The organism is Polynucleobacter sp. 15G-AUS-farblos, assembly GCF_018882445.1.
Taxonomy (GTDB): Bacteria; Pseudomonadota; Gammaproteobacteria; order Burkholderiales; family Burkholderiaceae; genus Polynucleobacter.
Window position 1 is genome coordinate 208,291 of sequence record NZ_JACVOM010000005.1, and the last position, 10,342, is coordinate 218,632.

12 protein-coding genes are annotated in these 10,342 nt (G+C 40.9%); 9 read left to right on the plus strand and 3 right to left on the minus strand.

Features of this window, described 5'->3' with window-relative positions; genetic code table 11:
* The first annotated feature begins 94 nt into the window (after positions 1-94).
* Positions 95-862 (plus strand): carbonic anhydrase, encoded by a 768-nt coding sequence (locus ICN41_RS09825; RefSeq protein WP_216862326.1) that lies wholly within the window; start codon positions 95-97, stop codon positions 860-862.
* A 122-nt stretch (positions 863-984) separates the two neighbouring features.
* Positions 985-1,221 (plus strand): CDGSH iron-sulfur domain-containing protein, encoded by a 237-nt coding sequence (locus ICN41_RS09830; RefSeq protein ID WP_216862327.1) that lies wholly within the window; start codon positions 985-987, stop codon positions 1,219-1,221.
* A gap of 60 nt (positions 1,222-1,281) precedes the next feature.
* On the opposite strand, the gene ICN41_RS09835 is transcribed toward ICN41_RS09830, so the two are convergent.
* On the minus strand, positions 1,282-1,545 hold the full coding sequence (locus tag ICN41_RS09835) for a hypothetical protein (RefSeq protein WP_216292749.1): 264 nt from the start codon (positions 1,543-1,545) through the stop codon (positions 1,282-1,284).
* A 325-nt stretch (positions 1,546-1,870) separates the two neighbouring features.
* Here ICN41_RS09835 and ICN41_RS09840 point away from each other — a divergent pair, with 325 nt between their 5' ends.
* Together ICN41_RS09840 and ICN41_RS09845 are read left to right on the plus strand one after the other, a co-directional pair.
* Entirely contained in the window at positions 1,871-2,308 is a 438-nt protein-coding gene (locus tag ICN41_RS09840) for a CBS domain-containing protein (protein ID WP_216292750.1), read from the plus strand.
* A 181-nt stretch (positions 2,309-2,489) separates the two neighbouring features.
* On the plus strand, positions 2,490-2,975 hold the full coding sequence (locus ICN41_RS09845; RefSeq protein WP_216292751.1) for an isoprenylcysteine carboxylmethyltransferase family protein: 486 nt from the start codon (positions 2,490-2,492) through the stop codon (positions 2,973-2,975).
* 259 nt (positions 2,976-3,234) lie between these two features.
* Here the strand turns inward: ICN41_RS09845 and ICN41_RS09850 are convergent, their stop codons facing one another.
* Positions 3,235-4,080: a hypothetical protein gene (locus ICN41_RS09850; RefSeq protein WP_216292752.1), complete on the minus strand. Its 846-nt coding sequence runs from the start codon at positions 4,078-4,080 to the stop codon at positions 3,235-3,237.
* Positions 4,081-4,309: 229 nt separating this feature from the next.
* Between ICN41_RS09850 and ICN41_RS09855 the strand changes: the two genes are divergently transcribed.
* The 3 genes from ICN41_RS09855 (at position 4,310) to ICN41_RS09865 (ending at position 6,793) form a co-directional block, all read left to right on the plus strand.
* Positions 4,310-5,203 carry a phosphate/phosphite/phosphonate ABC transporter substrate-binding protein gene (locus tag ICN41_RS09855; RefSeq protein ID WP_216292753.1) on the plus strand — a complete coding sequence of 298 codons (894 nt, stop codon included), beginning with the start codon at positions 4,310-4,312 and terminating at the stop codon, positions 5,201-5,203.
* Positions 5,204-5,251: 48 nt separating this feature from the next.
* Positions 5,252-5,755 (plus strand): hypothetical protein, encoded by a 504-nt coding sequence (locus tag ICN41_RS09860; protein ID WP_255537970.1) that lies wholly within the window; start codon positions 5,252-5,254, stop codon positions 5,753-5,755.
* A 210-nt stretch (positions 5,756-5,965) separates the two neighbouring features.
* Positions 5,966-6,793, plus strand: a complete 828-nt coding sequence (locus tag ICN41_RS09865) for a sterol desaturase family protein (protein ID WP_216292754.1) — start codon at positions 5,966-5,968, stop codon at positions 6,791-6,793.
* A 267-nt stretch (positions 6,794-7,060) separates the two neighbouring features.
* Here the strand turns inward: ICN41_RS09865 and ICN41_RS09870 are convergent, their stop codons facing one another.
* Entirely contained in the window at positions 7,061-8,308 is a 1,248-nt protein-coding gene (locus ICN41_RS09870; RefSeq protein WP_216292755.1) for an MFS transporter, read from the minus strand.
* A gap of 400 nt (positions 8,309-8,708) precedes the next feature.
* Here ICN41_RS09870 and ICN41_RS09875 point away from each other — a divergent pair, with 400 nt between their 5' ends.
* Both ICN41_RS09875 and ICN41_RS09880 read left to right on the plus strand, forming a co-directional pair.
* On the plus strand, positions 8,709-9,527 hold the full coding sequence (locus tag ICN41_RS09875; RefSeq protein ID WP_216292756.1) for an outer membrane protein: 819 nt from the start codon (positions 8,709-8,711) through the stop codon (positions 9,525-9,527).
* A 109-nt stretch (positions 9,528-9,636) separates the two neighbouring features.
* Positions 9,637-10,008 (plus strand): nuclear transport factor 2 family protein, encoded by a 372-nt coding sequence (locus ICN41_RS09880; RefSeq protein WP_216292757.1) that lies wholly within the window; start codon positions 9,637-9,639, stop codon positions 10,006-10,008.
* Positions 10,009-10,342: the final 334 nt, after the last annotated feature.

The window sequence follows — 10,342 nt, forward strand, 5'->3', positions numbered from 1 at the left end:
GTGCACTGCACTTCAAAAGTGCTAGGTCTATGGCAATAATTTCAAAATCTGTTAGATTCCTTAAATCTAGTATTTTTACTATCAAGGAGACATGATGATTATTAAGAAAATTGCCATTACCTGTGGTCTGATATTTCTGGCTGGATCAGCAATTGCTGACGGTAAGGTGAAGTGGGGTTACGAAGGAAATATCGGTCCCGCTAACTGGGGTGATCTCAGTCCCGAATTTGCTATGTGTAAAAATGGAAAAGTACAAGCGCCGATTGATATTTCTTCTAAAGGCCTTGGAAAAGCGACCACCCCAGTTAAAACTTTTTATCATTCATCAAAAGCGACGGTAGTCAATAACGGTCACACTATTCAGGTTGATCTTCCCGATGGCGGTTATGCAAGTTTGTCAGATGATGATTTTAATATTTTGCAATTTCATATGCATGCTCCTGGTGAAGAAACAGTTGATGGCAAGAGCTATCCATTTAATGCTCACTTAGTCCACATTAATCCGGGCGATAGCGAGAGCGATACCGAAAGAGGTAAATTGGCGGTGATTGGTATTTTCTTCCAAGAGGGTAAGGAAAACGCCGCATTAAAACCTATTTTTGAGGTTATGCCAGCGAAGGTTGGTAAGGTGGTAATGAAGCAGAAGTTTGATGTTTCTAAGCTCCTTCCGAAGTCCATGGCTTACTACAGTTATTCAGGATCTTTAACTACCCCAGGTTGTAATGAGGGCGTTACTTTTTATATCCTCAAAACCCCAGTAGAAATGTCAGCCGCCCAATTGGCACAGTTCAAGAAAATTTTCCCAATGAATGCAAGACCTGTAATGCCGCTTAATGGTAGAAAAGTGACAGAGGGGGGTTAAATAGATTAAGGAACGCCCAGCATGGCATCAGCGGCGTTCCGATTTTGAATAACAGGAAGTGAAGGAAATTGAAGAGTCTCTCAATATCCTTAGATTCATTTTTAATCGTTAAAGGAAGAATTATGAATCCACATATTGCACAAAAAGCACCATATGCTGTAGAAGTAACTGCCGGTAAGACCTACTACTGGTGTTCTTGCGGCCTCAGTAAGAATCAACCATTTTGTGATGGTAGTCACAAACCCACTTCATTTACGCCAGTAGCGATTACTGCAGAAAAAACAGAGACTGTTTATCTGTGCGGATGTAAGCATAGTGCTAAGGGTGCATTTTGTGACGGCAGTCATAACAAGCTCTAAGAGTTGCCTACAAATTTGAATAAGGGGTGAGTAGGGAACAACGCTCAATCAGTTTATTTTTTACTGCCTTCTGCGTTTTTTCCAGGTGTAAAGCTCGCCATTTGGAAACCTACCATCCGAGATGCCATCAGCCCCGAACTTCCCCACAACTTCAGTGCCATTAAATTGAATGGTCACAAACTCACCTAGCTCTTTTGCCCAAGCCATTGCTTGATCAAGAGTTTCAAATTCGTAGACATCTGATTCGTGTTTAACTGTAATCACGTTACTTTCGTTATTTTTGACTGCAACATATGCAGAATAATGGGCTACCAGCGCAGCCATTGCTTGAATGCTATCTTAACTCTATCAAATTAAGTCTGATTTCTCATGCGCTATGGTTTGACGGTTTAGATGAGATTTTGAGGGGCTGACCTTGGGAGGAGGGCTATGCTGCACTTGTATAGGCTACAAGCTCCCCATCAATATAAGTAAATGGGGTGTCTGCCGGGATCGCTCCAGAAATACAAAAGTGAGGAATAAATGACTACAACCTGATATAGTCATTTTAATCTTTGCACCACATGTAATTTCATCTTTTCTATAGCATTGAAATACTATAGAAAAGACTAATAATCTCAAAATTGTATTGATCTATAGAGGGGTAAAAATGACAACAGTAAAGCAAGTGATTTCACAGAAAGACAACACGATCTATTCTGTTAGTTCATCCGACTCTGTAGAAAAAGTATTGATATTGATGCGCGATCATCGAGTCAGAGCAATTTTAGTTATTGATGAAGGCAATTTAAAGGGGATTGTGTCTCAAGGGGATTGCGCCATCAAAGTATTGTTGCCCAATCAGAATCCAAAACAAGTTCCCGTCTCAAAAATTATGACAGCGAATCCTCTGACTGTGACTCTATCTAATTCATTAGAAGAGTGTATGGCAATCATGGTTCATAAACATATTAGACATTTACCTGTAATTGAAGCAGGGAAGGCAGTTGGAATTATCTCTGTCGGGGATACGGTTAAAACGATTATGGCGCTTCAAGGAGACCAGATTAAGTTTCTAGAAACCTATATTAAGGGTCACGGAAGTTAATTTTTCCTGCTGCACTACCAAGAATCAGCAAAGCCACCTTCGGGTGGTTTTTTATTTGCCTTTAGGTCGATCTAGATGACAATTTCTATCAACCGCACTATAAAGGGATGCTTGGAGCGCTTTACTCATGCCTTTAGCTGCTAAGGGATAGACTATAGACTTACCTCCATAAGGCCATCATATGAATTCATCACCTAATAAATCTATATTCAAGAGAGGTGCATGGTATGTGGTGGTTCAGGGAATTCTCATTGGCCTGATCTTATTCGGGCCCCAAGGATCCCCTCTCATTCAATCAGAGCCGCTCGTCACCATCCTGCAATCCTGCGGTATTGCCGTTGGTTTGCTAGCTTGTGTAATTATGGTGATTGCCGCTATTAATCTGGGTAAAAATCTTACCCCCTTACCTTGTCCTAAAGATAATGCTGTTCTGATTCAGACTGGTTTATACCAATATGTTCGGCATCCAATCTATTTTGGTGTTCTCTTGGCGGCTCTTGCCTGGATACTCATCTTCCCTGGTCTCTATGTATTAGTTTATTCAATCTTCTTATTTGTATTGTTTGATATCAAAGCTAGGCGTGAAGAGGTTTGGTTGGTAGAGCGTTTCCCAGACTATAAGGCCTATCAGGCTCGGGTCAAAAAATTAATTCCTGGTGTTTATTAGTAGAACTATTCAGGCATTTACTTTGATTGTCAGCTGCTAATGCGTCAGTCCCGGCCCAGCTTCTCTCATGCCTACCCATAACATCTTATAAGATATTGAAATATCACTAACGATCACCAAAGTATTCCACTTGGTCAAAAGAAAAGGGACCGCATTGCTATGATCCCTTTGTATAACTGGTGGGTCGGGCGAGATTGACTTCGTCGAAACTTCGTATTCAAACTCGCGACCAACGGATTAAAAGGCCAGCTTAAGGTGCTTATTGAATAATGAAGGTGAGTTGCGCTCTTGCTCCCCAACCCCTCGGAGTACCGGGATATTGCAATGTACTTGGATAGCCGCTGACAACATATCTTGCGCCTACAGAAATATCAACGGGAACACCTCCAACGCGAAGGACCTTACCAATACCAGCGTTAACAGGATTAAATGTTCTTCGAGCATCGTAGTTATAGCTAGATTCACTGTCAAATGAATATACCCATGCATTTTCGGTTACATAGGCCATAAAAGGCCATGCAGAAAAGGTGTTGGTAGTGCCGGTGCCTGGACTATTAATAGTCCCAGCGCCAGCTGGACCACCCACGTTCCAGGACTGAAAAGTTTTTATTCCAAGAGTCCATGGTTTTGGCTTGGTCAGAAATACAGCTCGTATTCCAGCGCCCCATTGCTTACTTCCAAACTCGCCACTTTGGCCACCTGGCACTTGTAAATAAGGTCCAGCTCCCCAAATGGTTTTATTGTCAGATTTTTGTGTAAAGAAAGTTTCAATCTGGGTTGGCCCCATCCCAGCGTTATTTACTCCATTCACATTTTGGACCTTATCTCCATTAATGTAGACGCGAGAAATCGCATTCCAATTTTCTGATACATCAATTTTAAAGCGAGGACCAATCTGAAGATTTTGACTTGTTCCCGCTTGATTGGTTCCTAACCCTCGATTGTGGTCCCACTGTAAAGAAACAATCTGCAAATCTGATAATGGATTAGTTAATTCATAGGCAAGATTGGCATCACTTTTATTTTCTAGAGGTGAGGTATTTCTAGATTGCGAAAAGGAGTGGCATGAGAGACAAAGAAGATATAGAAAGAGAAACTTGTGCATGAGCTAATAATTTAACTGAGTTTTCAAGAAGGGCTGAAAGCGTGAATAGTGACAGACTTCTGCCTAAGACCTTATCTTTCAGAAAAACCGAGCGAATCATTTAATTGCCTTAAAACCCAATCAATTAGGGCTTCTCATGGATTCAATAAAAGAGCGTTAATTACAAAAAGGGAATGTTAGGATTTGCTTCGCACGCATTAAGCGTTCTTTTGACTGTTAAGGACTACCAATGAAATTACGAGCATCTCGGCTTATAACCCCCTTTCTTATTGCAGCCTCCCTATTGGGTGCGGGCACATCTAGCGCAGCTGAGACACTTACATTAGGCGTACTTGCTTATTTGCCTAAATCAGAAATTGTAGAGCGGTATCAGCCTATCGTTGATCGTCTTAATAAATCGCTTGGGGATGTCAATGTCAAACTAGTACCACTATCTTATGATAAGAATGAAATTGAGAATGCGCTTAATCGTAAGGAATTGGATTTATTACTAACCAATCCAAGTCATTACATCAAACTTAAAAAAACCTATAAATTTATTGGCCCGCTGGTAACGCAGGAGGTTTTTGAAAAAGGGCAGCCGACTGCAATGATGGGCGGCGTCATTTTTGCCAAAGCTGATCGGACTGATATCAAGGGTCTGCCAGACATCGTTAATACGCAAATTGCTTCTCCTGATCTTCGATCATTAGGAGGTTACCAGTCACAAGCATTCGAGTTGCTAAAAGCAGGTCTGCCTATACCTAAAAGAATAGTCTTCAAGGAGAAGCATGACTTAGTGGTCATGGATGTATTAAATAGCAAAGCAGATGTAGGTTTTGTTAGAACTGGAGTTCTGGAGGGAATGGAAAAAAGAGGGCAAATTAAATTATCCAGTTTCAAAATTATTAATTCTCAGCCGGGCGCTAGTTTCCCTGTTGCCCTATCGACACGGCTTTACCCAGAATGGCCAATTGTGGCAACTGAAAAGGTATCGCCACAAACAATTAAGCGAGTAACTAATGCGCTGCTCGCAATCAAATTGGATGCTACAGCTAAAAGTCCCGCTGGAATTGCAGGTTATGTTGCTGCGAAAAGCTATCTTCCGATTGAGGAAGTGGAACGTGAGTTAAAGATTCAATAGATCTGGTTTTTAGCACCTACTGAATGGTTGAAAATTTAAGGGATTTCTATGAAGAATTTAGTTAAATTATTAATGGCATTTATCTTGCTTCAGGCTAATTTAGTTCTTGCAGATAATCTAAGTAGTTTAAGTATTTCAGCAGTAATGACGCCTAAAGAACAAATCATGTTGGATATTAATGACGGCACTGGCCATTATGTTTTGATGGTCAAACGGGAGGGTCAATCCACTGGTAGTGGTTTATTGGCTGGAGCATCGGTTACTGAGTATGGCAGACATGACGTTACTCCGGGCCTTAACGGAAATCCTAGCGGTTATCTTGTCTTCGGCAAGGGTGAGGGTAACGTAGCCTATATCAAGTGGACGGTAAGAACGATTTACTTAACAGGTAAAGATGGCATACCGCAAATGAATGACAACGGGTTCTGGGAAGTGGTTAGCGGCACTGGCTCGTTTAAAGGAATGAAAGGTGCCGGCATCCTTCATATCAGGCTAGCCCCAATTCCTTCCGACAGAATATTTAGCCTTGAAGGCAAAATAACAGTGCCATAATAAATTCACTGTTAATCAAACAACGAGGCTTTTTCAAATTTAGCTTTGATAATAATTAAGCCTCACAGAGAGAGGCGTAGTAACACTTAGTGGGTCGCGCGTGATTGAATTCGTCGAAACTTCGTATTCAAACTCGCGACTAACGGATTAAAAGTTACTAATTTTTCTACTAAAATTAAGTAAATTACTAAAAGACCCTTCATTATTGATATGGAACAGTTTTTCACTAACCATCAACTGATCTTTTTCTTGCCGCTTGTTGCAATAGCTATTCTTGTTGAGTCTTATTACTATAAAAAACAGTATAAAAAATCTTATCCATGGCGCGAGAGTGCTACTTCATTGGGCGTGGGTTTTGGTCATCAATTAACTGGGATCGTAAATCGCCTCTTAATCCAAGGTTTGATGGCTAGTTTTGTTTGGCAATATCGTATTTACACTATGCCAAACGCCTGGTGGGTATATCTCGCATTGTTTATTGGTCTGGAGTTTTGTTACTACTGGTATCACCGTGCTTCACATGAAGTCTTTTTAATGTGGGCTACTCATAGCACCCATCACTCCCCTAATGAAATGACTTTATCAGCCGCATATCGCTTAGGTTGGATGCCTTTTTTATCTTTTAGCTGGGTATTCTTTCTACCACTGGTACTGATTGGATTTTCTCCGGTTGCTGTCTTTACGATGCTATCGATAAACTTGATGTATCAGTTCTGGCTCCATACAAAACTTATCGGTCAATTGGGTTTTTTAGAGGGCATTCTCAATACCCCATCATCACATCGAGTTCATCATGCTAGTAATCCGATGTATCTGGATAAAAACTACGGTGGAATTTTGATTTTATTTGACCGTCTTTTTGGCACCTATGCCAAGGAAGAGTCTGGGATAGAAATTATTTATGGACTAACTCATCCTAATCATTCACGTAACCCTTTTGAAGTGGTCTTTAGAGTATGGCGTGAGTTGATACATAAAGTGATTGAGACTCCCGGAGTTAAAAATAAGCTCAAGTTGATTTTTTCGCCTCCCAGCTAAAAATATTACCCATGAGAGCTATCTGATGTGTTGCATTAATCAACAATCGACCCCGGATAATTGACTAAGCCCTGCAGAACGATACCTGGTAACACTTGGTGGATCGGGCGAGATTGACTTCGTCGAAACTTCGTATTCAAACTCGTGACTAACGGATTAAATGGTTTAGTTAGACGCTGACGGACTCAGAGTTACGCGGAATTACTCAATATGTATTTGTTTGCAGCCACCTCTAATATCGATTAGGTGACTCACTACAACCGCTAATCATAATTTTTGTTTGTAAGTTTCTTTCATGAATAAGAGGGCAGTAAATGATATAAGGGCAGCAGCAATAATCATAAATGCGGGCGCAATAGCACTATGTGTCTGATGAACCAGCCAAGTAGCAGTTAAGGGCGTAAGTCCACCAACTATTCCAACGGTTAAGTTGTAGCCTAGGGCCACTGAAGTAGTGCGAATATGTGTTGGGGCTGTTTCAACCATAAAAGCAGGAGAAGAGCCAATATATATTCCAATAAGCAAAGCAAAACCAAGTTGGCACAACTGGACAAGTGCCTGACTCTGGAGATACATTCCATTAAATAGTGGGTAAGCAAGGAAGATTGCGGCAATGACAGTCCCTATTAATAAAGGCTTTCGACCAATACGGTCAGATATAGCGCCTGCAGCAATCATGATAGGGATCACTATAACCATGCTGATTGTATTAATTTCAAGAGAAACTTCTTGCCGCATCTTATCTTCCAGCTGTAACCAGCTAACTAAGTAAACAAAAATTAAATAAAATGTCACTGCATTGAAGATGGATAGTCCCGCAAGCTGAGCAATTAGTGGCCGGTAATGTTCTAGTGTTTCTATGATGGGTTGTTTTTTTTCAACCACAACTTCATTTTTCACTTCAATATTTCTTCGTAGCAATAGGCCCACAAATCCGATTACCAATCCAAGTAAAAATGGAATTCGCCAGCCCCATGAACTAAGACTTTCAGGAGGTATTAACGCTGTGAGGGCTGTGCCGGTGGCTGAGCCAAGCAATATACCTAATACCGCTCCACAGCCAGCAAGAGCTCCCGCTAGGCCTCTCCTATTAGATGGCGCATTTTCAACCATAAATACTATCGAAGTGGTGTATTCACCGCCAACGGATAATCCTTGCAGCATTCGACATAGTGTTAAAAGAATTGGGGCAGCTAGTCCAATACTGTCATACCCAGGCAGAATTCCAACTATAAAAGTAGGAATGGCCATTGCAGCAACTGAAACTGATAAAGCCTGCTTTCTGCCAAGTCGATCACCAATATTCCCAATCAGCATTCCGCCTAAGGGGCGCATTAAATAGCCGATTGCAAAAACTCCAAAGGCAAAAAGAAGTTGGGCAATAGGATCTTCTTTTGGGAAGAAGACTCTCCCGATTGAGGTTGCAAAATAACCATAAACGGCAAAGTCATACCACTCAAGAACATTTCCAATTGCACCTGCAGCAACCGTTTTTTTATCTATGCCTTGAGACATTGTGCAGCTCCCTGAGATTGAAAATAAAACAAGTGCCTAGTTTTCTTGAAAGGCTGACTGCTAAGATCATATGCAAGTCAATACTTCATCGCGCAAAGTCTAACATTATCCAAGCCACTGCAATATGACATGATGAAGATCTCCATCCTGATTAGTTCAAGGATGGTGCTTATGTCTGACTATCCTCGCAATTTCAGGATGAAAATTCTTGAGTCAAGCTGAGAGAGAATATTTCACGCCAGATAATTTGTTTTAAGGTAAAACCGAGCAGTCTCTGACTCTGCCCTCCGGACCTAGTGAATATGGGCTTTCAATGCCTTTAATAAAAGAGCAAAAAATAGAAGAAGAGAGTTTTAATATCGCAAGGTGTTTTTAAATCAATTTCCTTGGAGATTAATTCATGAAATGGCGTAATTCTTTTGCGGTATTAGCTGGATGTACAGCGGCAAGTTTGATGACAGTAGATGCCCAAGCTCAAAATGCGTTTGCTGGTTTTTATGGACAGCTCTCGACTGGTTATGAAAGCAATCAGTTAGGTAGTCAAAGTGATACAGCAACTGTAACCCCGTATGCAAAATCTAACACTAACAATACGGGACCTAGTCAAACTTTTGGCGGTGCACCATTAATTCTTGGGATTGGTTACTACTGGCAAGCCAACGATAAATGGTTAATCGGTTTAGGCGCAGATTATTCAGCATTAAAGCAAACCAGCTCCTCGATTCCAGTAACCGTCGCTAACGCTGCGGGCAGTACTTCTATCGCCCCCGGTGAAAGCCTGACTTTTAATGGCGGAAATATGCAGTTATCAAATCGTTTTAATTTATTTATTACTCCAGGGTATGCGATTGATAAAGACAAATTGGTATATGTCAAAGCAGGCTATAGCCAAGTAACTGCTCAATATAACCGAGCTACTTCTGCAACAAGAACAACAAATGGTGTATCAAATACTTATCCTGCAACAGGTGGAAACCAGTCCTCTAATCAAGGAGGTTACCTATTGGGACTTGGTTATAGACAAGTCATCTCGAATGGCTTGTATGGTTTTGTTGAAGGAAACTATATGGGCTATAACTCGCCTTCCTATACATTTTCCTCTACTAATGCAACAGATACGTCTCGCGGTGTGACTACTACGAGTACTCGAACTGTGACTGCTAGCTTTGCTAGCCTCAATACCTATCAAATGTTAATTGGTTTGGGTTATGCGTTTTAGGAGTAGTTGGGCACTCTCTTAGTCCATATAAATGAGAGCTTCAATTTGTTCTAATATGAGAGCAATAGCTGTAAAAATGATGTAACATTTTTTTATGTAAGGGAATGCCATGTCAGAAATAGATCTGAATTTAGAAGGTGAAAATCTTTATCGCCAGTTTTTAAGTGCAATAGCTGGCAAAAATTGGTCGGCAGTTGAAGCCATGATTTCTCCTAGCTTTCAATCAGCTCACTCTGATGGAGCAAGAGACCATGTTGCTGAATTAGACCTTTTAAAAGGTATTGACCTGGGCACATATACTCTGCATGATTTTAAAGTGACCAAAGCAGATAGCCATCTTGTTGTTACATGTTGGATTTCTATTGAGGAGACTATTGATGGCGAGCGTCTTTCTACTAAATCTTCTACCCGTTTAAGTGTTTGGGGTAAAACATCGAAGGGTTGGCAGATGATAGCGTTGGCTAACTTAAATCCTGTTTAAGTATGATTCTCGGAGAATAGTTTTGCAATGAGGAATCTGTTTGAATTGGATTGATATCAAACCTGCTTCGGCAGGTTTTTTATCATGGGATGAAGGCTTACCTTGAGTTAAGAAGAGGCTATTTGCAGTAATCGATCTCAAAGTTTCAAGTCGGTCTGTAGTAGTCATTCATGCTAAAGAAAAGCCCCAAGATTTCTCAAGGGGCTTTTGTGTACGACTCGACACATAGTTAACACTTTATACCGGACACATACTTTACAGTTTTTGGCATAGGAGGGACCACTCTATGCCGTGGAATGAAAGTACGAAGATGGATGAAAAGCTACGTTTTGTG

Excerpts from the sequence above, each read along its gene's own strand:
- ICN41_RS09845 (WP_216292751.1), top strand. The coding sequence starts at position 2,490 with ATGAATTCATCACCTAATAAATCTATATTCAAGAGAGGTGCATGGTAT.
- ICN41_RS09840 (WP_216292750.1), top strand. The coding sequence starts at position 1,871 with ATGACAACAGTAAAGCAAGTGATTTCACAGAAAGACAACACGATCTAT.
- ICN41_RS09850 (WP_216292752.1), bottom strand. The coding sequence starts at position 4,080 with ATGCACAAGTTTCTCTTTCTATATCTTCTTTGTCTCTCATGCCACTCC.
- ICN41_RS09830 (WP_216862327.1), top strand. The coding sequence starts at position 985 with ATGAATCCACATATTGCACAAAAAGCACCATATGCTGTAGAAGTAACT.
- ICN41_RS09825 (WP_216862326.1), top strand. The coding sequence starts at position 95 with ATGATTATTAAGAAAATTGCCATTACCTGTGGTCTGATATTTCTGGCT.
- ICN41_RS09880 (WP_216292757.1), top strand. The coding sequence starts at position 9,637 with ATGTCAGAAATAGATCTGAATTTAGAAGGTGAAAATCTTTATCGCCAG.
- ICN41_RS09870 (WP_216292755.1), bottom strand. The coding sequence starts at position 8,308 with ATGTCTCAAGGCATAGATAAAAAAACGGTTGCTGCAGGTGCAATTGGA.
- ICN41_RS09835 (WP_216292749.1), bottom strand. The coding sequence starts at position 1,545 with ATGGCTGCGCTGGTAGCCCATTATTCTGCATATGTTGCAGTCAAAAAT.
- ICN41_RS09860 (WP_255537970.1), top strand. The coding sequence starts at position 5,252 with ATGAAGAATTTAGTTAAATTATTAATGGCATTTATCTTGCTTCAGGCT.
- ICN41_RS09875 (WP_216292756.1), top strand. The coding sequence starts at position 8,709 with ATGAAATGGCGTAATTCTTTTGCGGTATTAGCTGGATGTACAGCGGCA.
- ICN41_RS09865 (WP_216292754.1), top strand. The coding sequence starts at position 5,966 with ATGGAACAGTTTTTCACTAACCATCAACTGATCTTTTTCTTGCCGCTT.
- ICN41_RS09855 (WP_216292753.1), top strand. The coding sequence starts at position 4,310 with ATGAAATTACGAGCATCTCGGCTTATAACCCCCTTTCTTATTGCAGCC.